The organism is Carbonicoccus niuqiaonis, assembly GCF_050157065.1.
Lineage (GTDB): Bacteria > Actinomycetota > Actinomycetes > Propionibacteriales > Propionibacteriaceae > Avipropionibacterium.
This window is the reverse complement of record NZ_CP189573.1, coordinates 1,744,531-1,767,944: the sequence shown is the minus strand read 5'-3', so window position 1 is coordinate 1,767,944 and position 23,414 is coordinate 1,744,531. Positions and strand designations below refer to the sequence as shown.

At 69.4% G+C, this 23,414-nt stretch carries 20 protein-coding genes; 9 read left to right on the top strand and 11 right to left on the bottom strand.

All coding sequences use genetic code 11. The features are described from left to right. The first annotated feature begins 12 nt into the window (after window positions 1-12). Window positions 13-894, top strand: coding sequence for a T3SS (YopN, CesT) and YbjN peptide-binding chaperone 1 (locus ACQBAU_RS08035; RefSeq protein WP_465255876.1), 882 nt, complete (start codon window positions 13-15; stop codon window positions 892-894). A 39-nt stretch (window positions 895-933) separates the two neighbouring features. On the opposite strand, the gene ACQBAU_RS08030 is transcribed toward ACQBAU_RS08035, so the two are convergent. Next, entirely contained in the window at window positions 934-3,684 is a 2,751-nt protein-coding gene (locus ACQBAU_RS08030; RefSeq protein WP_465255875.1) for a heparinase II/III domain-containing protein, read from the bottom strand. A 308-nt stretch (window positions 3,685-3,992) separates the two neighbouring features. Between ACQBAU_RS08030 and ACQBAU_RS08025 the strand changes: the two genes are divergently transcribed. After that, a complete protein-coding gene (locus ACQBAU_RS08025; protein ID WP_465255951.1) occupies window positions 3,993-5,357 on the top strand; it encodes a glycosyl hydrolase family 28-related protein in 1,365 nt (454 codons plus the stop codon). 73 nt (window positions 5,358-5,430) lie between these two features. Here ACQBAU_RS08025 and ACQBAU_RS08020 read toward each other — a convergent pair whose 3' ends face one another. From ACQBAU_RS08020 to ACQBAU_RS08010, 3 genes are read right to left on the bottom strand one after another with little or no spacing between them, the layout of a single operon-like run. Then, entirely contained in the window at window positions 5,431-6,087 is a 657-nt protein-coding gene (locus ACQBAU_RS08020; RefSeq protein ID WP_465255874.1) for a potassium channel family protein, read from the bottom strand. Between the two features lie 34 nt (window positions 6,088-6,121). Next, on the bottom strand, window positions 6,122-6,787 hold the full coding sequence (locus ACQBAU_RS08015; protein WP_465255873.1) for a potassium transporter TrkG: 666 nt from the start codon (window positions 6,785-6,787) through the stop codon (window positions 6,122-6,124). Between the two features lie 44 nt (window positions 6,788-6,831). Continuing rightward, window positions 6,832-7,494, bottom strand: a complete 663-nt coding sequence (locus ACQBAU_RS08010; RefSeq protein ID WP_465255872.1) for a potassium transporter TrkG — start codon at window positions 7,492-7,494, stop codon at window positions 6,832-6,834. A 228-nt stretch (window positions 7,495-7,722) separates the two neighbouring features. On the opposite strand from ACQBAU_RS08010, the gene ACQBAU_RS08005 reads away from it, so the two are divergent. Further along, complete coding sequence (locus ACQBAU_RS08005) at window positions 7,723-9,381, top strand: ABC-F family ATP-binding cassette domain-containing protein (protein ID WP_465255871.1); 1,659 nt, start codon at window positions 7,723-7,725, stop codon at window positions 9,379-9,381. Between the two features lie 69 nt (window positions 9,382-9,450). Beyond that, entirely contained in the window at window positions 9,451-10,617 is a 1,167-nt protein-coding gene (locus ACQBAU_RS08000) for a Gfo/Idh/MocA family protein (RefSeq protein ID WP_465255870.1), read from the top strand. Window positions 10,618-10,625: 8 nt separating this feature from the next. Here the strand turns inward: ACQBAU_RS08000 and ACQBAU_RS07995 are convergent, their stop codons facing one another. Together ACQBAU_RS07995 and ACQBAU_RS07990 are read right to left on the bottom strand one after the other, a co-directional pair. Next, a complete protein-coding gene (locus tag ACQBAU_RS07995) occupies window positions 10,626-11,096 on the bottom strand; it encodes a hypothetical protein (protein WP_465255869.1) in 471 nt (156 codons plus the stop codon). Window positions 11,097-11,182: 86 nt separating this feature from the next. Continuing rightward, window positions 11,183-11,842: a YdeI/OmpD-associated family protein gene (locus tag ACQBAU_RS07990; protein ID WP_465255868.1), complete on the bottom strand. Its 660-nt coding sequence runs from the start codon at window positions 11,840-11,842 to the stop codon at window positions 11,183-11,185. A 57-nt stretch (window positions 11,843-11,899) separates the two neighbouring features. Here ACQBAU_RS07990 and ACQBAU_RS07985 point away from each other — a divergent pair, with 57 nt between their 5' ends. After that, complete coding sequence (locus ACQBAU_RS07985) at window positions 11,900-13,168, top strand: M16 family metallopeptidase (RefSeq protein WP_465255867.1); 1,269 nt, start codon at window positions 11,900-11,902, stop codon at window positions 13,166-13,168. Beyond that, window positions 13,165-14,517 (top strand): M16 family metallopeptidase, encoded by a 1,353-nt coding sequence (locus tag ACQBAU_RS07980; RefSeq protein WP_465255866.1) that lies wholly within the window; start codon window positions 13,165-13,167, stop codon window positions 14,515-14,517. The genes ACQBAU_RS07985 and ACQBAU_RS07980 overlap by 4 nt, the downstream gene beginning before the upstream one ends. Window positions 14,518-14,548: 31 nt before the next feature. Here ACQBAU_RS07980 and ACQBAU_RS07975 read toward each other — a convergent pair whose 3' ends face one another. The 4 genes from ACQBAU_RS07975 to ACQBAU_RS07960 form a co-directional block, all read right to left on the bottom strand. After that, window positions 14,549-17,350 carry a UPF0182 family membrane protein gene (locus tag ACQBAU_RS07975; RefSeq protein WP_465255865.1) on the bottom strand — a complete coding sequence of 934 codons (2,802 nt, stop codon included), beginning with the start codon at window positions 17,348-17,350 and terminating at the stop codon, window positions 14,549-14,551. A 130-nt stretch (window positions 17,351-17,480) separates the two neighbouring features. Beyond that, entirely contained in the window at window positions 17,481-18,086 is a 606-nt protein-coding gene (locus tag ACQBAU_RS07970) for a PPA1309 family protein (protein WP_465255864.1), read from the bottom strand. Further along, the gene (locus ACQBAU_RS07965; protein WP_465255863.1) at window positions 18,080-19,171 is read right to left on the bottom strand and encodes a YlbL family protein; all 1,092 of its coding nucleotides are present in this window, start codon (window positions 19,169-19,171) and stop codon (window positions 18,080-18,082) included. The genes ACQBAU_RS07970 and ACQBAU_RS07965 overlap by 7 nt, the downstream gene beginning before the upstream one ends. Further along, window positions 19,171-19,599, bottom strand: a complete 429-nt coding sequence (locus tag ACQBAU_RS07960; RefSeq protein WP_434550019.1) for a molybdenum cofactor biosynthesis protein MoaE — start codon at window positions 19,597-19,599, stop codon at window positions 19,171-19,173. Before ACQBAU_RS07960 ends, ACQBAU_RS07965 begins: the two co-directional genes overlap by 1 nt. A 270-nt stretch (window positions 19,600-19,869) precedes the next feature. Here ACQBAU_RS07960 and ACQBAU_RS07955 point away from each other — a divergent pair, with 270 nt between their 5' ends. Both ACQBAU_RS07955 and ACQBAU_RS07950 read left to right on the top strand, forming a co-directional pair. Beyond that, the gene (locus ACQBAU_RS07955) at window positions 19,870-21,444 is read left to right on the top strand and encodes a zinc-dependent metalloprotease (RefSeq protein WP_465255862.1); all 1,575 of its coding nucleotides are present in this window, start codon (window positions 19,870-19,872) and stop codon (window positions 21,442-21,444) included. 73 nt (window positions 21,445-21,517) lie between these two features. Then, window positions 21,518-22,033 (top strand): NUDIX hydrolase, encoded by a 516-nt coding sequence (locus tag ACQBAU_RS07950; RefSeq protein ID WP_465255861.1) that lies wholly within the window; start codon window positions 21,518-21,520, stop codon window positions 22,031-22,033. 43 nt (window positions 22,034-22,076) lie between these two features. Here ACQBAU_RS07950 and ACQBAU_RS07945 read toward each other — a convergent pair whose 3' ends face one another. Then, the gene (locus ACQBAU_RS07945) at window positions 22,077-22,640 is read right to left on the bottom strand and encodes a M48 family metallopeptidase (RefSeq protein ID WP_465255860.1); all 564 of its coding nucleotides are present in this window, start codon (window positions 22,638-22,640) and stop codon (window positions 22,077-22,079) included. 522 nt (window positions 22,641-23,162) lie between these two features. On the opposite strand from ACQBAU_RS07945, the gene ACQBAU_RS07940 reads away from it, so the two are divergent. Beyond that, window positions 23,163-23,324 (top strand): DUF5679 domain-containing protein, encoded by a 162-nt coding sequence (locus ACQBAU_RS07940; RefSeq protein WP_434550031.1) that lies wholly within the window; start codon window positions 23,163-23,165, stop codon window positions 23,322-23,324. Window positions 23,325-23,414: the final 90 nt, after the last annotated feature.

Genomic DNA, 23,414 nt, shown 5'->3' with positions numbered 1-23,414 from the left:
GAGGGGGATCTGATGAGCGGGACGGATGGGTTTGACGAAACGGTCGAGTCGGCGTGGCGGGAGTTCCGCGGCGCCCTGGCCGACCGGTTGGACGACCTCGACGAGTCCGAGGTGGTCGAGCCCTTCGTGGCAGTCAACGACGAAGGCACCGGGGGTCCCTTCGTCCGCGTGGACCGGACGTCGGACGCCCTGATCATCCAGGTCCCCGGCAATCGCCTGCTGGCACCGCGGCAGCGGCGGACCCGGACCGAACTGCATCGCCTGCGCAGGCTCGGCCTGCGGCCCACCTCGGCGCGCACCTTCTACCTGCTGGAGGTGCCGGCCACGTACGCCGACCAGGCCGCCAGCATCGTGGTGGCGACCTTCCGGTCCGTCTTCGCCGTGGTGCACCCGGTGTTCCTGACCTGTCCCGAAGTGACCGGCGAGACCACCGACGAGACAGCAGCCGTCGCCGCAGTGATGCCGACCGACCAGGCCCACCTCGACGGGCTGGTCGACGAGGCCCTCACCACGATGTTCGGCCATACGCCGAACCGGGACTCGGACGGGGACGTCCCCATCCGAACCGGTGACGGGATCGTCTTCGTCTGCACCGACGACAGTGCCCAGTGGGTCCGGCTGCTGTCCCCCGTGGTCGTCGACATCCACGACACCGAGGCTGCGGCCGAGACCGTGGCCGGCCTCAACCGCGACCTGGCCGGCATGAAGTTCACCCTCGAGGAGCACCAGATGATCGCGGCGGTGGACGTCCCGGCAATGCCGTTCTCCGCCGACCAGTTGCGGCTGCTGGTGCACCAGCTGTGCAAGCTGATCGCCAGTCGGGGCGGAGAACTGGCGGCCCAGCTGGATGGCCACACGTTCGCCGAGGAGGCCCGGCGGCACGACCTCGAATAGCTGGTCGCCCGTTGCCGAGCGCTGTGCGCGTCAGCATGATCAGGGGCGGTCGGCACCGGAGTGCAGCATCGTCCACGTCAACCCCGCACCGGTGGGCAACGGGCTCCCCTCTTCACCTCGTGCCGTGACCAGTCGCACCCGGTCCCCGGCCACGTGGACGTCGAGCACGGGAAAGCACATCGGGTCGACCCCGTCGTCCACGATGACCGTGGCCGGCAGCTGCGGCAGCACCCGCAGGTCAGCCCGGTCGACGACCAGGTGGCTGCCGTCGACGCCGGTCACCGAGGCACGTGCCAGACCCCCGGATCGGGCCGCAGCCAACTCGACGCGGTGGTCCCCCAACTCGGCCCGGGTGCCGTCGGCGAGGTACAACACCCCGTTCCCCAGCACGGTGATCGCGGCGTCGGTCCGCAACGCCCCGGCGTCGGTGCCGGCCCGCAGCTCCGTGGCCGGTCCACCCGCAGCACTCGAGCCCGGTGGACGGTACCGCGGCCGCAACGCCACCACGTCGACCCCGCTGCGGGTGTCGACCTGTACGACGACACCGTCGGCACCGATGCGTTCGGAGCGCACCCCCCGGACCACCGGTGTCGCCGTCGGCGACGACCCGTGCACCTCGAACACCGACACGAAAACACTGCTCAACCGACCACCAGGGACGCCCGGGACCCCGGCGTCAGCAGCCCTGCCGACACGGTCTGCGGACCGCCGCCGCACGAAGTAGGGCACGGTGCGACCCGGCTCCTCACTGACATGGCTCAGTCCCCGCTCACCCCACCCGTCACCGAGCCACAGTTGCTCGTCGGCCGCCGGCGCCCACGCCGAGAAAGTGGTCTCGTCGTCCAACTCGAACCTCGCCCGCCAGGTGTGGTCGACCCGCTCGGCTCGGCGACTGCCGGTCAGCCCGTGGCCGGGGCCCTCCGGATCCAGCACCAGTTCGACATCGGCCAGGACGACGTCGGGTACCGGGCCATGCAGCAGGTGGTCGTGTTCGCGCCCGCCGACGACGGCAAAGACGTCCACCAGATAGCGATCCGGGCCGCCGTGGTCGATCAGCACACAGGTCCGGCGGTAGAGGTCGGCCTGGGCGTACGGGGTCGACGAGCACTCCACCACCGCGATCGGCCCGCGCCGGTCGAACAGGTCGACACTGCCACCGCGCCCCTCGTCGCGCTGCTCGCCGCCGTCGACGACGACCACGTTGTGCGCCGCTGTTCGTTTGGTCTGGTGGTGGTCGGTCCGGTCCCACAGATAACCGAGATCGGTGACCACCTCATGGCCGCGGTCCCAGTAGGTGAGGTTCAGGCTGTCGTAGTGGTGGTGGACACCCCAGTGCGAGGCGCTCACGATCACCGTCGCGTCCAGTCCGTCCACCCCGGCGCGCAGGTACGGCAACCGCAACGACGGCAGCAGCACGTCCGGCAACCGGGACCTGTCCTCCCCCTGTGCCACGTCGAGGTCCGGACTTCGATGGAACAGCGCGTAGACCTCATCTGCTTGGTCGACCGGAAGCCCTGCTGTCCGCCGCAACAGGGCGCGGTACTCCGGTCGGTCGTAGCGGCTCACCAACAGGTCGGCGTGCCGCAGCCTCAATCCACCGCCGACGTACGAATCGGCGAACCCGGGGTGGCTCAGGTCGGGCAGGAAGGTGTCGTGGATGTTGCGGTAGATTCGCGCCACCCCCGGATCCCCGTACACGTCGGTGACCGGCCCATCGGGACACAGCCGACGACCGTGCAGTGCGTCGCCGAAGGTGATCATGGAATGCAACGCCATCAGCCCGTAGCTCGGCGACTCCGGAGTGCCGCCGTCGGGCAGGAACCAGCGACGGACGAAGTGCCAGAACACCCGTGATCCGAAGCGGATCAGGCCGGGGTCGTCGAGCACCAGCCCGACCATCCCGGCCCCGATCGCGTTGGTGATGCTCTTGTTGTTCAGCCTGGGATCGGCACACAGCAACGGCACCGACTCCCGGAGCAGGTCGTTCTCGATCATGGTCCGCGTGGCCGGATCGATCCGCTCCCGCACCAGGTCGTACGCGATCGCCAGCTGCTGCACGAAGTGTCCCTCGCCACCACTGGCGGTGGCACGCCCCGCCATCCAGTAGCCGGCGTGCAGCTTCCGGTCCGCAACGTTGGGCGCGATCGTCCACTCGTCCTGCGGCAGGCTCTCGAGTCGGGTGGCCGCCTCCCGGGGCGGCAGGTCGGTCCACTCCCCGTACCCGGAATGGACAAGGTAGCCGGGGTAGACCTCGGCGAACCGTGCCAGCACGGCCGCCGCCGTGTCGCCGTACGCGACCTCGCCGGTCACCGCGTACAGCACCGCCAGGACGCGGAGCTGCTCGGTCATGTACGCGACCTTGCGACTGCGGATATTGCCCGACCAGCTCGAGTGCAGGCTGAATCCGTTGAACGGATGCCCGTACCCGCCGTGGTAGGAGACCTGCTGCCCGTCGGCGGCATGGAACACGACATCCTCGGGGTACGCCGGGTCCGGGTATCGAGCGCCGCAGGTGGAGCACTCCAACACGTCGGGATCGGCCGCGGACCAGTGGTAGTGCCCGTGGATCGCGTTGCCCAGGCATCGCGGACAGTTGGTGAAGTGGGGCGCCGCCGGCGTGGTCGTCGAGATGAACTCGGCGATCCGCTCGGCACCGCCGGCGACGGTGTCGGCCACGTCGGCACGCAACCGGTCGACCAGCGTCTTCGCCCAGTCGTGTCGCCGCAGGTTCTCCCGGGCGCGGGCCAGGTCGCCCGCCCGGTACACGGTCCGCAGGTGGTCATCAGGCATCGGTCGTCACCACTCCTCGTCGAGGAACATCTGCACCAACTCGTTCGTCGGCGCTCCGGGAACGCTCACCGCTCCTGCTCCTCGCCGGCGCCGCAGTCGGCTGCGTCGCCTCACCGGTGTGCACGACCAAGCTACCCCCCGTCTCCGGCCGCAGCGTCCCCACCGGCCGGATACGGTCTGTGGCCGCCTGCAGCACGCACCGCCCGGATACCAAGACACCACCGCCCCCCGGATTGACCAGTCGGTCGCCACCTTGTTATGCAGAATGCATACGCCAACGGAGGCGTCTCACACCCTTGGAGGAAGCCATGCCGCACCCGATCCCCTCGTCGAACCAGCGCGTTGACCAGGACACCGACGGCTCAACACTCGATCCGGTCGCATCCCTCGATCCGCTAGCGTCGACCCCGACTGCTCCGGGATCTGGACGGCGAGGTCTCCTCCGCGGTCTGGCGGCAGGCGGGCTGGGCCTCGGGTTGGCCGCAATGGCACACACCGAATCCGACGCCGCCCCGGGTCGAACCCGGTGGCAGCAGGAGGCGCTCGGTCGGAGCGTCATCGAGGACGGCGCTACCGGAGATGGCGCCACCGACGACACGGCAGCGATCCAGGAGACCATTCGGGTGGTCTCGGCCGCGGGTGGAGGGATGGTTCGCTTTCCTGCCGGACGCTATGCCATCAGTCAGACGTTGGAAGTGACCGAGGACAATGTCGTTCTGGTCGGCGAAGGAGCCGCCTCGCGAATTCTTCGACTCAACTCAAACGCTGCCTTCACGTTGGTGCGCTTCGCATGCGACGGCACGCGGGCCGGGCGCCTCTGGAACGTCGGCGTCAAGGACGTGGCGATCGGAGGTGGGAACGTTGGCCAACCTGACACCCCGGGTGAGGGCGCCCTCACCCTGTTCGGCGTCTCGCAGTTCGACGTGACGGGCTGCTACATCGAGCAGCCTGGAGGTCCTGGACTCACGTTGCAGGACTCCTACATCGGTACCATCACCCACAACAAGACTCGGTTCTGCGACGACGGCCTGGTCCTCGTAGGGGTGTCCAATGCCCTCAAGATCACCGGTAATCGCTTCCAGATCAACAACGGCCATGGCATCCGTGGGCCGGAACTCGGCGACAGCCCTCTCAAGCACTGGTCCCAGATGATGGGCGTGGTCATCGAGGCCAACGACATCGAAGGCAACGGTGAGGACGGCATCCACTTCGGAAACTGTCTGCACATGGGAATCTCGGTCATCGGCAACTACTTCGAGCTGAATCACAATCCCAGCCGAACCAAGACGGGGAACGGGCCGCACATCTACAAGGTCCCGCACAGCGGACGCACCAGCCCACCCGACGAGTTCCAAGGCGTGACAATCAACGGCAACTTCCTGGGCAACCGATTCCCTGCCCCGGACAACGACTCGATCGTGCTCGAACACGGCTCCCAGATCGTGATGCTGGGCAACGCCTACTGGACCGGGTCGGCGATCTCACCTCGGGATGCGATCCGAGTGGCACCACAGGTGACCCGGTGGATGGCGGGACCGGGGGTCGACGGCGCCCTGCAGGCCGACGGAAACGTCTCGGTCACCGATGGTGGTGCCATACTCACCTCGCCCAACGGAACGAGATTCACCGTCACGGTCAACGACGACGGTGAGCTCACCACGACGAAGCTGTGACCGGAGGTTGACCGGGTCGGCCCGACGCGACGTGGGCGCCGACCGCACCGCCATGTCGCAGTATCGACCATGATCACCTGAGCTGGCCGAACGCCACTGCCTTGCGGGTCGGCCCGGCGACCAGGATGGTGTCGGTGCCGCGCAGCACCGTCTCGGTGCTGGCGTACGTCCACGGCTGCCCGGACCGCTTCACCGCGGTGATCGTGACCCCGTGTTCGGCGCGGATGTTGGTCTCCCCCAGCCGTACGCCCACGATGGCCTGGTGCGGGGTCGTCTTGATCAACGCGAAGTCGTCCCCGATCTCGATGTAGTCCTGCATCGCATCACGCACCAGGTGCGCCACCCGCTTGCCCATGTCCTTCTCCGGGTAGACCACGTGCGGGACGCCCAACTGCTGCAGGATCGTGCCGTGGGGATCGCTGACGGCCTTGGCCCAGATCTCGGTGATCTCGAAGCTCCGCAACATCGAGGTGACCAAGATGCTGGCCTCCACGTCCGTGCCGATCGCGACGACGACCCGATCGAAGTCAGGCACCGCCAGCTGCCGCAGCACTTCTTCCTTCGCCGCGTCGGCGGTGACCACGTGGGTGAGCCGACCGTTGAGTGACTGCACGACGTCCTCCCGGGAGTCGATGCCGAGCACCTCTGCGCCGCTGTCCATCAGTTCCAGGGCCAGTGATTGCCCGAACCGGCCCAGCCCGATCACCGCCACCGAGTTGGCTGATGCCATGCGGGCCGGATCGGTGCCGCCGAAGAGTCGTGACCTAGCCAATGATCGGCCTTTCCTTGGGGAGTTCGAACAACAACCGTCGATCGCGGAGCGCGAGCGCGGTGGCGAACGTCATCGGGCCCAACCTGCCGATGAACATCAAGAACACCAGCACCAACTGGCCGGCGGCGGGCAACTGGGCCGTGATCCCGGTGGACAACCCCACCGTGGCGAAGGCCGAGACCACCTCGAACAGCAACACGTCGAGGCTGAAGTCGGTGATCAACATCAACCCGATCGTGCCGCCGGCGACCAGGGCGACGGCTCCCAACGCGACCGTGATCGCCTGTCGATGCACGGCACGGGAGAGTCGCTTGCCGAACACGTTGACGGCGCCGTCGCCGCGAACCTCGGCCACGATGATGAAGAACAACACCGCGAACGTGGTCAACTTGATACCCCCTGCCGTACCGGCCGGCCCGCCACCGATGAACATGAGGGCGTCCATGCCGAGCCAGGTGGCGCTGTCCATCTGGCTGATGTCGAGATTGTTGAACCCAGCGGTACGGGTCTGGACCGACTGCACGAAGCCGGCGAGGACACGCTCGTGCCACGGCAGTGCGCCGAGGGTGCGAGGGTTGTTCCACTCCATGGCCGTCACGAATACCGCCCCCAGCACCAGCAGGACGCCCGTGCCCCACACCACCAGTCGGGTGTTCATCGACCACAGCCGTGGGGTGCGCGCGTGCCTGCGCAGTTGCATGATCACCGGGAAGCCGAGCCCCCGAGGATGATCGCGGCGCAGATCGGCAGGCACACGAACGGATCGGTCTGGAAGGACATGAGACTGTCGCTGAACAGGGCGAACCCGGCGTTGTTGAACGACGACACGGCATGGAAGACGCCGAGCCAGAGCGCCTCGCCGAGCGGATGGCCGTACCCGATCGCGAACCGGGCCGTCAGCATGATCGCCACCGCCGACTCGATCAGCAGGGAGATCTTCACCACGCCGAGCACCGTCGATCCGATGTCGCCGATGCCCAGGCTCTTCACCTCCGTCGCGGCGGTCAACTTCGAGCGCAGCGACAGCCGCCGCATCACCGAGACACCGACGACCGAGGCGAACGTCATCACCCCCAGGCCACCCAACTGGATCAGCGCCACGATCACCACGTGGCCGAACGGGGTCCAGAACGTGGGAGTATCGACCACCACCAGCCCAGTCACGCACAGGGCCGAGATCGCGGTGAACAGTGCCTCCAACGCCGCGGCGCCGCCGGGGCCCCGTTTGGCCATCGGCAGCATCAGCAGTCCGGTGCCGAGCAGTCCGGCGGCGGCGAAGCCGAGGAACACCGTCCGTGCCGGGTGTGAGGCCCGCACCGGTACCGGCGGCTTGGTACGCCTGGCCGCGGCAGATGTGATCGGCACGCGGACGACGATACTCCCGGTTGGACCCATCCAAATCGCACCGCACCCCGGCACTGTCGACGGACATCTCGCGGAAATGGCGTTGAGCGCGGCGAGGCGAGCTCGTACAGTGGTTGCCGGCCTGTTGCCTCCCGAGGAGTTCCCTGCGTTGACGATCTGAGATCCCGCCACCGCCCGCCGACCGCACCCGCTGTGCCGTCGGCATCCCGTTGCGACCCGAGGATCTCCATGTCAACCATCCCCCGTACCCCTGCCACCGGTCAGGCCATCGTGCTCGACGACGTCAGCTTCGAGTGGCCCGACGGCATTGTCGTACTCGACCACCTGAGCTGCACCTTCCCACCGGGTCGGACCGGCATCATGGGCGCGAACGGCAGTGGCAAGTCGACCCTGCTGAAGCTGATCAGTGGCCGGCTCTCGCCGACGTCCGGATCGATCCACGTGGCCGGTGAGGTACGCCATCTCGCCCAGGATTCGGCCACCGATGCGAGCCGGACGGTGTCTGACCTGCTCGGCATCTCCGAGGTCCGTGGTGCGCTCGCCCGCATCGAGGCCGGCTCGGTCGACGTCACCGACTTCGACCTCGTCGGCGACCACTGGGATGTCGAGGAACAGGCGATGGCCGTGCTCGACCGGCTCGATCTGCCGACCGAGCCGAACGTGCTCGATCGACCCGCCACTGCGGTGTCGGGCGGGCAGGCGATGGGCCTCGCGCTGGCCGGGATCTCGTTGGTGACGCCCATGATCACCTTGCTCGACGAGCCCACCAACAACCTGGACACCCGCTCCCGACACCGCCTTTACGACCAGGTCGCCGCGTTCACCGGGGTGCTGGTGGTGGTCTCCCACGACCGTGACCTGTTGGAACACGTCGACGCCATCTGGGACCTGGATCACCGCAGGCCAAGGCTCTTCGGCGGACCGCTCAGTGAGTACGAAGAGTACCGCCGGGTGCAGCAGGAGGTCGCCGAACGGGAGCTCCGCGGCGCCGAGGCGACCCTGAAGGCGGCCCGCCGGGAGGCGGCCGAGGAGGAGACCAAGCTGGCCCGACGCGCCGCCGGCGGGAAGCGTGACGCGGCCAGCGGTCGGTACCCCAAGATCGTCGCCGGTGGCAAGAAGCGTCAGGCCCAGCAGACCGCCGGACGGGTCCGGGGTGTCCACGCGGAGAAGATCGAATCCGCCGAGCGGCTCCGCGCCGAGGCGGACGCCACGGCCCGTACCGCCGACGAGATCCGGGTCGACCTGCCCGCGACCGCGGTGCCGGCAGGGAAGCGTGTCCTGGAGTTGATCACCGGAGGTGATGTCGTCACCGTGCAGGGCCCGGAACGCATCCAGCTCACCGGCGACAACGGCGCCGGCAAGTCGACCCTGCTCGCGGCCCTGCTCGGACAGCCACCCGCCCACTTCGCCGAGCTGTTCGGCGCCGATGTGGAGGTCACCCTGTCCCCCACCGTGCCGGTGGGGCACCTCTCGCAACGGCTCGAAGGGTTGGACGAGTTCGTCGACCCGTTGACGGCGGTCCGGATGGCCGCGCCGACCCGGACCCCGCTCGAAGCCCGGTCGCTGTTGGCGACGTTCCTGCTTCGCGGCGACAAGCCGAGCCAGCCGATGGCCACCTTGTCGGGCGGCGAGCGCTTCCGGGTGGCACTGGCGCGCATGTTGTTCACCGAGCCCGCCCCGCAGCTGCTGGTGCTCGACGAGCCGACCAACAACCTGGACCTGGCCAGCGTCGACCAACTGGTGCAGGCCCTCGCCGACTTCCGGGGCGCGCTGATCGTCATCAGCCACGACCACCATCTGGTCGCCGATCTCCACACCACCCGTCGCTGGCACGTCGGCCGGTCCGACGGTCGGTCGGTGCTGCAGGACGTACCACCGAACTCATGACGTCGGTCCCGGCCGGGTGAGCGCGCTCGATAGGCTCGGCCCTGTCATCAACAGGATGGAGTCTCGGTCATGAACACAGTTCGTCTCGGAATCATCGGATACGGCGCCCAGGGCGGCCTCTACGCCCGGCTGATCACCGAGGACCGGGTCCCCGGCATGTCTGTCGGTGCGATCTGCGACAACGATCCGGAGAAGGTCGCCAAGATCACCGAGGACCACCCCGACACCCCGGTCTACTCCGACTACAAGGAGTTGCTGGCCAGCGGCGACGTCGATGCGGTCGTCACCACCGTGCCGCACTACCTCCACCCGGAGATGGCGATCGCGGCCATCGACGCCGGGCTGCACACCTTGGTCGACAAGCCGGCCGGTGTGTACACCAGCCAGGTGCAGGAGATGAACGACTTCGCCGCCGCCCACCCCGACGTCACGTTCGCGCTGATGTTCAACCAGCGCGCGAACCCGCTGTACCAGCGGATCAAGGAGATCGTCGAGGCCGGCGAGATCGGCGCCATCCGCCGCAGCAACTGGATCATCACCACCTGGTGGCGCCCGATGGCGTACTACAAGCAGAGCGATTGGCGCGCCACCTGGGGCGGCGAGGGCGGCGGCGTCCTGGTCAACCAGGTGCCGCACCAACTCGACCTGTGGCAGTGGATCTGTGGGGTGCCGCAGTCGGTCTACTCCAAGGTCGCGTACGGCTTCCGCCGCGACATCGCGGTCGAAGACGAGGTGACCGCGCTGGTCGACTACGGGGACGGGGCGACCGGTGTGCTGATCACCGCAGTGCACGACGTGATCGGCACCGACCGGTTCGAGATCCTGGGTGACCGGGGCAAGATCGTGGTCGACGGCTCGAAGACCGCGACGGTCACCCGACTCACCAAGGACGAGCGGGAGATCAGCGACACGATGACGGGCCCACAGGTCCGGGAGCTGTTCAAGGGCAACCTCGACACCACGGAGCTCTACACCACCGAAACCCTCGAGTACAACCGCCCGTGGGGCCAGCAGCACGCCTCGGTGCTGGAGAACTTCGCCGCCCACATCCTCGACGGCACCCCGCTGATCGCACCCGGGTCCGACGGCATGACCGGTGTCCGACTCGCCAACGCCATCCACCTGTCGAGCTGGCTGGGCCGCGAGGTCCCGATCGACTTCGACCAGAGCGAATACCTGCAACTGCTCAACGAGCGGATCCGCGAGGAGGGCAAGTTCCCCGAGCGGGAGGCCTGAGCCGACCGCTACTCGCCGGCGTCGCCCGCGGCAGCCTGTTCGATGGCATGCCGTACGACGTCGGGCGCCGGCGAGGTGTGCGGGACCCCGTTGACCATCACCATCGGCAGGATCTCGTCGCCGCGGTGCTGCTGACGGACCGTCGCCTCGGCCCACTCGTGATACCAGGTGTTGATCCAGACGGCACGATCGCGCACGTCCCGCAATGCGGCCCGCAGCTTCAGTGAGGGCAGGTCGTCGGAGCGCCAGTAGATGACCACCGGGGCGTCGGTGTCGGGGCGCGGCCGGTTGGCAACCACCCGCCGGGCGATCAGTTGCCGCACCGGTGGGCTGAGCAGGACGCACACCGCGATGATGACGACACCGACCAACACGTCGGTGGGGTGGCCGTCGCGGATCCCGAGGTAGGTCAACAGAACGCCGCAGGCCATGCCTGCCACGACCCAGGCGTACTTGAGCAGTCCCCCTCGATTTCGCACGGGTCACAGGGTAGCCGGGCGGACCTCTCGACAAGCTCGACGGGCGATTCCTCACGCTCCCCGAGCTCGTCGAGGGGTCCCGGGAGTCAGCCGTCGAGTTCGGCCCGCACCTTCGCCACCCACCGGGGTTCGTCGCCGTACCGTTGGCCGGGGATCAACTGCCCGCTGGCGCTGTCGTCGACCAGTTGCCGGATCCGCCGGTCACGGGTGGCCTGCTGCTTGGCACTCATCACCCAACTCGACGCCAGCCGGCGGTAAGAGTTGGTCGCGGCGTCCCAGAACACGCTGGCCCGGGCGTCGGCCCGCAGCAACGCGTCGTACTCCGGCGGCAGCACGGCACCAGACGACTCGTAGGAGTAGACCCCGGACCGATCCGCGCGCCGCCGCTCGAACGCGGCGATCCCGGCCGGGTGCATCAACCCCGCCGCGGTCAGTCGTGCGACATGGCGGATGTTGACCTCACTCCAGTTGCTGTCGGGCTTCCGCGGGGTCCACCGCTGCCGGCGGGCGTCGTCGTCGATGCGTTGCGAGACCGAATCGATCCAGCCGAAACAGAGCGCCACCGGTACGGCGTCGGCCCACGTCAGCCCCCGATCGGGGACGTGCTTCTTGTACAACCCCATCCACAGCTCGGTCACGGTCTCGTGGTGCAACTCCAGCCAGGACCGGAACTCGGCCGCGTCGGCGAAGAACACACCCGGCCGCTCGTCGGTGCCACCGGGCGTCCCCGGGTCGGTACGGGTCATGGAACCGATTCTGGCAGGTCACCGGTGCGCAGGCCGGGGCCCGACTACGCTGGCCCAATGCCGCCACTGTCGTACCCGATCACCCCTCACGTGCTGGCCAACGGACTTCGGGTCATCACCTCCCCGGACCACGCGACGCCCACGGTGGCGGTGAACCTCTGGTACGACGTCGGCTCGCGCCACGAGGCACCGGGCCGGACCGGGTTCGCCCACCTGTTCGAGCACCTGATGTTCCAGGGGTCGGCGAACGTGGGCTCCGGTGAGCACATCCAGCTGATGCAGGCAGCGGGCGCCTCGGTGAACGCCACCACCTGGTTCGACCGCACCAACTACTTCGAGGCGCTGCCGACCGGCGGCCTCGAGCTGGCGCTGTGGTTGGAGGCCGACCGGATGGCCAGCCTCGACGTCAGCGAGGAGAACTTCGCGACCCAGCGGGAGGTGGTGAAGGAGGAGAAGCGGCAGCGGTACGACAACGTCCCGTACGGTGACGTGTCGGAACGGCTCGTCTCCCTCACCTACCCCGCCGACCACCCGTACGGTCACACCACGATCGGGTCGATGGCCGACTTGGACGCGGCCGAGCTCGCCGACGTACAGGCCTTCTTCGACCGCTACTACATGCCGTCGAACGCGGTGCTGTCGATCGTCGGCGACGTCGACGACGACCGCGCCGTCGAACTGGCCAACACCTACTTCGGCCACATCCCCGGCGGTACCCCACCACCAACGCTCGAGACCCCGCCGATGCCGCCGATCACCGGGCTCCCCCGCGACGAGGCCACCGGCGACGTCCCGGCCGATGCGGTCCACCTGAGCTGGCGGGTGCCGGCGCGGGGTACGGCCGAGTTCGACGCCGCCGACCTGGCGCTGACCATCATCGGCCACGGCGAGACGTCCCGACTGCACCGCCGGTTGGTCCGCCGCGACGAGTTGGCCGAGTCGGCCAGCGCCTCGTCGATGGGCCTGATCGGGGGCAGCGGATTCGCGTTCGCCCACGCCCGGTGCCGCGACGAGGTGTCCCCCGAGACCGTCGAGGCGGTACTGCTGGAGGAGGTCGAGCTGTTCCTCACCGACGGCCCCACCGACGAGGAGGTGGAGCGCGCCAAGGCGACCTTCCAGCGGTGGTGGTTGCAGCACCTCGCCCGGGTCGACTCGCGCGCCGACCAGCTCTCCGGGTTTGCCGTCCTGGAAGGCGATCCGACCTTGATCAACACCAGGATCGACGCGATCAACGCACTCGACCGGGCCGACCTGCAGCGCGCCGCCGCGACCCATCTGGCGGTCGACGCCCGCGCCACCCTCACCTACCGCAAGGAGACCCCGTGACCGGCTCGACCACCCCGGCCCCCGCCCGCCCCACGGTCGCCGACCCGCAGCCCTGGGCCTTCCCCACCCCGGTCACCAGCCGACTCAGCAACGGCATGGCCGTGGTGCACTACGACCTGCCCGGGCAGTACGTGGTGTCGGCCTCGCTGGTGCTCGACCACAGCCTGGCCGCCGAGCCGACCGAGCTCGAGGGCATCACGGCGATGGCGATGCGCACCATCACCGACGGCACCGGCCCCAACCCCGGTGAACGGTTCACCGAACTGCTGGAGAACCAGGGTGCCGCGGTGGGCGCCGACGTCGGTCAGTCCGGTACGCAGGTGATGATGGACGTCCCCGCGCCGCGGCTGGGTGCCGCGATGGCGTTGTTCGCCGAGGCGATCCGGGAGCCGGCCCTGGCCGACCAGGACGTCCGACGGCAGGTCGCGCTGCGGCAGGCCGAGATCGACCAGACCCGGGCGAACTCCGCGGCCACCGCCACGCTCGAGTTCCGGCGTCGGGTGCTGCATCCCGACGCCCGGGCCGGCCGCCCGACCGGTGGCGAGCACGACACCGTCGCGGCACTGGAGGCCGAAGCCGTACGGGAGTGGTACGCCGGGCACGTCGGACCGGAGCGGGCCACCCTCGTCCTGGGCGGCGAGTTCGCCGAGGACCCGACCACACTGGCCGAGGAGTGCTTCGGCGACTGGGACCGGGCGACCGACGTGGTCGAGCACCCGCGTCCCGATCGAGGTGCCAGCCGGTGCGTGATCATCGACCGTCCCGGTGCGGTGCAGGCCGACATCCGGCTGGGCGGCTGGGGTGTCGACCGGGACGACCCGCGCTGGCCGGCGCTGCGGGTGGCCGCGTACCCGATGGGCGGGTCGTTCAACTCCCGGCTCAACGCGGAACTGCGCGAGGCCCGGGGCTACACGTACGGGGTTCGGCTGGTCTTCACCCCGCTGCGTTCGGGTGGCTATTTCGCCACCCAGGGGTCGTTCCGGACCGACGTCGTCGGCCCGGCGTTGACCACCGCCAGGGAGTTGCTCGACCTCGGCGAGCAGTCGTTCACCGACGAGGAGGTCCGCGACGCGAAGGCGTACATGACCGGGACGTCGCCGTTGCAGTACGCCACCGCCGACGGCGTCGTCGACCAGGCCGGGCTGCAGTTGATCATGGACCTGCCGCAGGACTACCTCGACCAGAGCCTGGCCAAGGTGCTCGCCGTCACGCCCCACGACGCGAGCGAGGCATACCGCTCGGTGGTCGACACCGACGACCTCAACTGCGTGATCGTCGGCGACGCCGACGCACTGGCCGACCCCGTCCGCGAGGCCGGCTTCGACCCCGAGGTGATCACCGACTACTGATCACGCCGGACCGTCGCCTGTCGCGGGCGGATCAGCCGCCCAGGCCCATCGCCCGCTGGGCCCGCTCCAGGGCTGCCTGGGCCTCCTTGATCTTGGCCTGGTAGGTCGACAGGTCGCCCGCCTTCAGGGCAGCGTCGGCCTCGGTGAACGCCCGCTCCGCCTCCTGCAGGGCGCGGATCGCGGCCGGGTTGTCGATCTCCCCGGTGCCGGTGCCCTCACCGTTCTCGCCGGTCTCGGCGCCGGCGTCACCGGCGAACACCTGGTCGAGCGCCTCCTGCAACGTCGTACCGATGCCGACGTGCTCGCCGAAGCGGACCATCACGAACTGCAGCACCGGGTACGACCCGGACGACCCCGAACGTTCCACGTACACGGGTTGGACGTAGAGCAGCCCACCACCGACCGGCAGGGTCAGCAGGTTGCCGTAGCTCGCCTGCGCGGACCCCTGGGCCAGGAACGGTCGCAGGGTCTCGGCCACCGTCGGGTGGGTGGTCATGGCGTTGAACGTCTGCCCGGGACCGTCGATCCGGGACTCGTCCGACATGTGCAGGATCCGCAAGCGGCCGTATTCCGGACTCGACGCGTCGGCGTTCACGGCCATGAAGGCGGCGAGGTTCTGCCGTTCGTACGGCACGAACGTCGTCGTCTGGCTGAAGACCGCGTTCTCCTCTCCGGGCCACCGGACCGAAAGGTAGTACGGGCTCTCCGACTCGTCGGCCGCGTCCGGGTTCGGGTCGACCGGGATCGCCCACAGGTCGGACTGTTGGTACCACTGGTGCGGGTTGGTCACGTGGTAGCGGCCGAGGATGCTGCGCTGCACCTTGAACAGGTCCTCCGGGTAGCGGAAGTGCTCCAGCAGTGCGGTTGGGATCTCGTCCTTCGGCAGCACCGTCCCCGGGAAGACCTGCTGCCAGGTCTTCAGCATCGGGTCCTCGTCGTCCCACGCGTACAGCTGCACGGTGCCGTCGTACGCGTCCACGACCGCCTTCACCGAGTTGCGCATGTAGTTGATGCCGGTGTTGCCCTGGGCGCCGGCGGGCAGCCGCTCGGACTGGCTGTCCATGGTGGCGTCGCGCAGTGAGGTGCGCTGGCTGTTCGGGTAGGAGTCGGAGGTGGTGTAGCCGTCGACGATCCACACGATTCGACCCTCGACCACGGCCGGATAGGTATTGGCGTCGGTGGTCAGCCACGGGGCCGCCGCCTCGACCCGCTGCTGCGGGGTCCGGTCGTAGATGATCTTGGACTCACTGTTGACCTGGTCGGACAACAAGATGTTCACGTCGGCGAACTTGATCGCGTACAAAAGCCGGTTGAAGAACGAGCCGATCGGGACGCCGCCGGTGCCGGTATAGGTGTTCAGCGTGCCGGGAGTGTCCAGCTCGACCGGCGGGGTGCCCTGCGGTGCCCCGACGATCGAGTAGTCGTTGTGCAGTTCACCGAAGTAGATCCGCGGCTCGTGGGCGGCCAGCTTGCCGGTCGGCGGCACCCCGCCGACGATCCACTGCGGTTCCCCGCCGGGCCCCTTCTGGTTGCCGTACGCGGCGACCAGGCCGAAGCCGTGGGTGTAGACGGTGTGGACGTTGGCCCAGCTCTGGTTCTCCAGCACCGCCGGGTTCAGCTCGCGGACGCCGACCACCGAGTCGGTCACGGTGCCCTCGATGTCGTACCGGTCGATGTCGAGCACCGACGGGAACTGGTAGTAGCCACGGATCTGCTGCATCTGGGTGAACGTCGGGCCGACGACCGCGGGGTCGATCAGCCGGATCCCGGGCAACGCCTCGGCGTCCTCGCGCAGCTGCCCGGCACTCACCGTGGTGGTGGCGTCGTACGGTTCGATCTCGACGTGGTCGACGCCGTAGGCGGCCCGGGTGGCCGCGATGTGGCGTTCGATGTAGGGCTGCTCGGTGTCGGGCTCCTGCGGGTTGACCGTGATGGCCTGCACGCCGCCGGGCACCGCGAGCTGGAGCACGATCCCGGACAGGATCATCAGCACCAGCCCGACGACCGGCACCGACCAGCGCCGCAGCGCGACGTTGGCGAAGAACATGCCCGCGACCAGCACCGAGATCACCGCGAGCACCCGCAACGCGTTGATGTTGACCGTCGCGTCGACGTAGGTGATGCCGGTCAGCAACTCGGAGTCCTGGACCGACAGTCCGTACTGCTCGAGCCAGTAGTCGACGCCCTTGACCAGCATGGCCACACCGGCGAGCACCGACAGGTGGGCCTGGGCGGCCGGGCTGACCAGCTTCCTGCGGTCGGTGCGGCCGGACTCGGCCATCCGGACCGCGCCCAGCAGGAAGTACATGGTGGCCGTCAGGATCAGGGTGAACACCAGTGAGGTGAACACGAACGACAGGACCGACCGCCACCACGGGTAGTCGAAGATGAAGAACGACAGGTCGAGCCCGAACTGCGGATCCACCTGGCCGAACGGGACGGAGTTGCGCCACGCCTGGTACGACATCACCTGGGCCGCACCGGCACCGCCACCCATCAGGCCGACCAGGACGCCGACCACGACCAGCAACGCGACGAAACGACCACCGATGGCGTTGCGATAGCGGTTGAGCAGGTCGGAGCTGGACGGCTGGTCGGTCTTCGGACGAAGCCTGAACGCCAGGATCAGGTTGCCGACGACCATTCCCGCCACGAACACCCCCGCGATCACGAACAGGGCGAGCCGGGTCCACAGCATGGTGGAGAAGACCTCACCGAATCCGAACGACACGTGCCAGAGCCGATCGGTCCACACGTTGGTGAAGATCACGAACCCCACCACGAGCACGGCGATGATGCCGGCGGTCGGCAGCAGGGCGTTGCGTTGTTTCACGGGCACTCCTGGTGTTCAGCTGCACTTCCCGGTCTGCTGGCCATCCGGTCTGCTGGCGCAATGGAAGTGCTGTGCACAGGGTATGCGCAGCCCGGTGACGCGACAGGTGGCGGGACGACCCGGCCGCCGATCAGCTGACGGTGCCCGGGTCCGTCGCTTCGTCGGGTGCCAGGGTGGCGGCGAGGGCGTCGGCCAGCCCGGGCACCAGATCGGTGGCGCCGAGCACGTCGTCGGGGTGGTTCGCGAGCCGGCCGACGCCGTGGCGGTGTCCGTCCCGGTGGGCGCCGACCACGATCCGCACCTCGACCCGGCGGGGGTGCTCGGCCACGAACTCGGCCGCGGCGATCGGGTCGGCCGGGATCTCGTCCTCGGCGTCGGGTGGCAGGAAGGTCCGTACGGTCATCAGCGCGCAGCCGGCCACCGCCGGCGGCCAACTGACCTGCGCCAGGGCTTCGGTCAGGTCGGCGGCCGGTGGGAAGGTGTCCTGCTCCACCGGGGTCAGCGCCTCGGGGTCGGCGTCGGGATCGAGACCGAGGGTGGTGACCAGCCCCGGCTCGGCGGCGGCCAGTTCGCGGGTCCGGGCCAACGCGTACAGCGTCGGCTGCTGCTCCCAGCCCGCGTCGTGGACGTGCCGGTCGATCTCGAGCAGCGCCGCCGCGAGCGCGGCGTGCGCGGCGGCGTCGAACATCTCGGTCGGTTCGTCCGGCTCGGTGTCCTCGGGTCGATCGCTCAGCACGTCGCCACCTCCACATTCGGTTGGTCGATTCGTTCCACGGTTGCCACGGCCTCGGCCAGGGTCGCGACCCGGACCAACTGCATCGAGGTCTCGACGCCGGCCACGTCGGCACAGTTGTCGGCCGGCACCAGGAAGACCGTCGCCCCGGCCGCCTCGGCACCGACGACCTTGGACCGGATGCCACCGATCGCGCCGACCCGCCCGTCGACGTCGATGGTGCCGGTCGCCGCCACGTGCTGCCCGTCCAGCAGCGCTCCCGGGGTCACCTTGTCGTAGATGGCCAGCGCGAACGCCAACCCCGCACTCGGGCCGCCGAGTTCCTCGGGGATCGCGAACCTGACCGTCACCGGGGTGCGGTGCCCCGCCACCAGGGTGAGCCCGAGCCGCTCGGCCGGGGTGCTGCCCGCGCGCGGGCGAAGCCGTACGGTCATGGGCTGGTCGCCGCGCAGCAGGGCGAGTTCGAGGTCACCCCCACTGCCTTGTTCGCGCGCGTCGTGTGCACCGATCACGGCGGCCGCCTCGTCGGGGGTCGTCACCGGGACGCCGTCGACCGCGGTCACGAAGTCACCCGGCAGCACCGGCCCCTCGGCCGGCCCGCCGACCTCGACTCCGCCGACCCGGGGCAGCACCTCGACCGGCTGGCCGGCCTCCCGGAGTGCGGCGACGACGGCACTCTCCTGCGACCCGACCATCATCTGCGTGTACTGCTGCTCCTGGCGTTCAGGCGTCGTCCCCGGGGGGTAGTACAGGGTGCGGTCCAAGGTGTCGAAGCCGGGCCGGAACCAGGCGAGCAGGGCCTGCACGAAGGTGACGCGCCCGTCGACCAGCGTCACCGTCACCGAGGTCAGGTCGAGCCGGCCGGTCGTCGGGTAGGTCGGGGTACCCGACACCGTGATCTGCGGAGCACCCTCGGCGTTGCTGCCCAAGGTGTCGGTGGTCTCCCCCGGCCCCCACACCACGTACGGCACCGGCACCACCGACAGCACCAGCACACACGCCAGGAAGCCGATCGCGGCCGCCACCGAGACACCGGTCTGCCGGGTCAACCAGGCCCTCGGCCGCCACGACGCGGAGCGAGGTCCCATCAGGCGCCCACCCAGGACACCGCACCGTCGTCGAAGGTCTGTTCCTTCCAGATCGGCACCTCGACCTTGAGGGTGTCGATCAGCTCGCGGCAGCACTCGAGCGCCGGTCCGCGGTGGCCGGCACCGACCGCGACGACCACGGCCAGGTCGCCGACCGCCAGGTGCCCGATCCGGTGTTCGACGGCGGCGGCCCACACGTCGTGGCGCGCGGTCACCCGTCGTACGCAGGCCGCGAGCTCCTCGGCGGCGGTCGGGTGGGCGGTGTAGTCGAGGCTGCGGACCGGCTTGTCCTCGTCGTTGTCGCGCACCACCCCGACGAACACGCCCAGGCCACCGACCGAGGGGCCGGTGACCCGATCCACCACGTCCCCCAACAGCAGCGGGGTGTCGACCACGGCGGTGTGCACGACCACGGTTCGATCAGACATGCGCCGGGCCTCCGTTCGGGTGGGTGCCGGTCGTCACCGGCCCGGCCATCGTAGCGACGGGTCCGCCCGTGCAGCCCTCGTGGTGGCGTTTGCCGCGGTGATGTTGAATGGACTCCCCACGTCGCGCAGGCGGCGACGGGGCGCGCATCCGTTTCGTACGGCGAGGTCCACGCGATCTCGTACCGACGACCGGTCGCGTACGGGCCACGGGTCACGTACGGGCCGACGGGGGCGCGGACCAGACGAAGGCCACGACACCAGGGAGTGGTGATGGCGCAGGATCCGTCCTCGGACCCGGATCGACCCGACGAGCCCGCCGAGGGAGACAACCCGGCCGAGGGGAACGACCCCGCGGGAGGGAACGACCCGGCCAAGGGGAACGACGCGGCCTCGGGCGCCGGCAGCTCCGGCGCCCCCGGCGACCAGGATGATGCGGCCGCCCAGATGTGGCAACAGCTGTCGCAGCTGTTCGGCGGCACCGGAGGTGAGGGGTTCGGCGAGGGCATGGAGATGCCGCAGAACCTCGACAAGATGATGGAGCAGCTCCAGCAGGCGTTCGCACAGTTCGGTGGGGCGGGTCGCCCCGGTGGGCTGGCCGGGCTGTTCGGTGACAGCGGCGACTCCGAGACCGGGGTCAACTGGAAACTCGCCAAGGACACCGCCCGCAAGACCTCCGCCCAGCTCGGGGCCGACCCGACCCCGACCGGCAAGCAGCACGACCAACTCCGCGAGGCCGTCTCGATCGTCGAGCTGTGGCTGGACGAGGCGACCTCGTTCGCCGCGGTCTCCGGTGAGCCCGAGGCGTGGAGCCGCGCCGACTGGATCGAGTCGACGCAGAAGGTGTGGCAGCGCCTCGTCGAGCCGGTGGCCGGCAGCATCGCCGACGCCATGGAGCAGGCGATGACGCCCGGCGGCGAGGAGGCCGGCCAGTTGGCCGGGATGGAGCAGATGGTGCGGCCGCTGATCCGGTCGTCGGGTGCCGGGATGTTCGGCATCCAGCTCGGCCAGGCGCTGGCCCAGTTGGCCGGCGAGGTGGTCGGCGCCACCGACATCGGGCTGCCGCTGTACGACAAGGTCGCGTTGCTGCCCGGTGGGATCGAGAAGTTCGGCGACGGACTCGACCAGACCGAGACCGACGTCCGGCTCTACCTGGCGCTGCGCGAGTGCGCCCGACAGCGGCTGTTCCACGGTACGAACTGGCTCCGCAGCACGCTGTTGACACTGGTCGAGGAGTACGCCCGTGGCATCACCATCGACACGACCGCGCTGGAGAGTGCGGTGGCCGACCTCGATCCGACCAACCTGGAGGAGCTGAACGAGCGGCTCGCCGGTGACCTGTTCACGCCGCAACGCTCGCCCGAGCAGCAGGCGGTACTGGTCCGGCTGGAGACGATGTTGGCGTTGGTCGAGGGCTGGGTCGACGAGGTCGTCGGGCAGGCCGCCGCCCGGTGGATGCCGGCCGCGGTGCCGCTGGCCGAGACGATGCGGCGGCATCGGGCGACCGGTGGGCCGGCCGAGGCCACGTTCGCCTCGCTGGTCGGCCTCGAGTTGCGACCCCGACGGCTGCGGGACGCCGCCAACCTGTGGGCGGCGCTGCGTGAGGCCCGCGGCCCCGAGGGGCGCGACGCGGTGTGGCACCACCCCGACGTGATGCCGACCACCGAGGACCTGGACGACCCGCTCGGGTTCGTGCAGCGCGGCCCGACGACCGGACGGCCCACCCCCGAGGACTCCGGCACCGACTTCGACGCCGAGCTCGCGAAGTTGCTGGCCGCCGAGGCGGGCCCGGGCGACGACTCCGGCACCGGGGACGACTCCGGCACCGGGGGCGACGATCGCGGCTGAGGTCGACCGCCCTGCAGCGGCCGACCGGTCGGTCGAACCGGGCGCGGCGCTGCAGGCGTCGTGCCGGACGGAGTTGAACCGTTGGACCCCACCCGACCCCGAACAGCGGGCATTGCGGGAGCTGTACCTGACCCGGCTCGACGAGCACCCACGCGCGTGGTCGCGGGAGTGTCCGGCGGCGCACCTGACCGCGACCGCGGTGATCTGCGACCCGACGCGGGAGCGGGTGCTGTTGATCAAGCACCGCAAGGTCGGACTGTGGCTCCCCACCGGTGGGCACATCGAGCCCGACGACGCCTCCGTCCCGGCTGCAGCCCTGCGGGAGTCGGTCGAGGAGTCGGGGGTGGCCGCTCTGTCGGTGCTGGACGGGGTGACATGGCTGTCGCGGCACCCGGCGCCGTGCGACACCGCCGACTGGCACCTGGACGTCCAGTTCACCGTTGTGGTCGACGAGCAGGGCACAGCGGTCGAGGACCTCGGCAGCCACGAGTCGACCGCGGCCGGCTGGTTCGGGTGGCACGAGCTGCCAGAGCCGACCGACGACGCCGTACGACAGCTGGTGGCGGCGTCGATCTCCCGACTCCGCTGAGCCGCCCGGGCCCCTTGGGTGGCCGACGGCGGGTCACCTCCGGTCAGTTCCCACCAGGGCTCGCGTCACTCCAGCCGGCCAGGTAGCCCTGGGCCCGATCGGTGTCGGGGTACCGACGCACCAGGTCCCAGAAGTCGGCGGAGTGGTCGGGGTGGACGAGATGGACGACCTCATGGAGCAGGACGTAGTCGACCACCCAGGACGGCATCTGGCGGAGTCGGTCGGACAACCGGATGGCGCCGGTGTCGACACTGCAGGACCCCCAGCGGCGCTGCTGATTGGAGACCCAGGTCACCGAGGTCGGCTCCGGTGCGCCACCTGCGAGATCGGACAGGTAGCGCTGGGACAGCCGCCGGCCCCGCGCAGTGAGCTCTGCGTCACCGGCGGGGGCGCGGCGCCTGGCCTCCTTGGCCAACACCTTCGGGACGAGGTCTCGTACGACCGCGGAGACGTCACTGGCCCGCATCCGGCCGGGCACGAGAACCACGACCGACTCACCTTCCCGGTAGGCGGTCACTGTCTTCCTGCGTCGAGCGCTGCGGCGCACCTCGACGTGATGACCGGCCACCTCGAAGGACGACGAGGCCGAGGCGGGTACCTCCCTCATGGGCCTCAATCTGCCACATCGTCGGCTCGGTTGAGCAGACTCGTCCACATGGCCATCGCCTTCCGCGGGCCGCCGTACGACGCCGGTTCCGCCCTTCAACCAGGGTCGACTGGAATGACCACAACCATGTCGCGGCAGGCCCATCGCGGGACGTTGCGGTCCATCATGAAACAAAACCCCGGTTTCGGTTGCCCCATCGTTGTCCACAGGTGTGGGTCAACCGATTGCAGGCGTGGCTTGACGCCTCACCCTCGCCCCAGTACGGTGTCAGGACCAAGCCCCCAGATGATCGGACCGCGTGCAGGGGAAGGCACGCGACCACCGAGTTTCCTGGGGGTTTTGGCCGTCTCGGGCCGGTTGCTTCCACCGCGACGCGACGCCACGCGCGGCCCCCAATCCCACACAAGTCGGCGTACTCATGCGTAAAGTGAACGACAACCCGAGGTTCGGCCACCCGGAATCGGACCCGGACCAACGCAGCGGGGCATGACGACCCCGGCGTCCTACCGAGCAGGAGGAATCGTGTCCGAAGACACCTACACTGGTGAGTTCTACTGTGTGAAGTGCAAGGAGAAGCGGGAAGCCACCGGCGACATTCGGGTGAACGAGAAGGGCACCAGGATGGCGAAGGCCAAGTGCCCGGAGTGCGGCACCAACCTCAACCGCATCCTCGGCAAGGCCTGACCCGACGTCACCTGAGTGAAAGGCGGCCCCGGTACGTCCGGGCCGCCTTTCGCCGTCTCTCCGCCCGACGCGACTGTCCCCCGCTCGTCG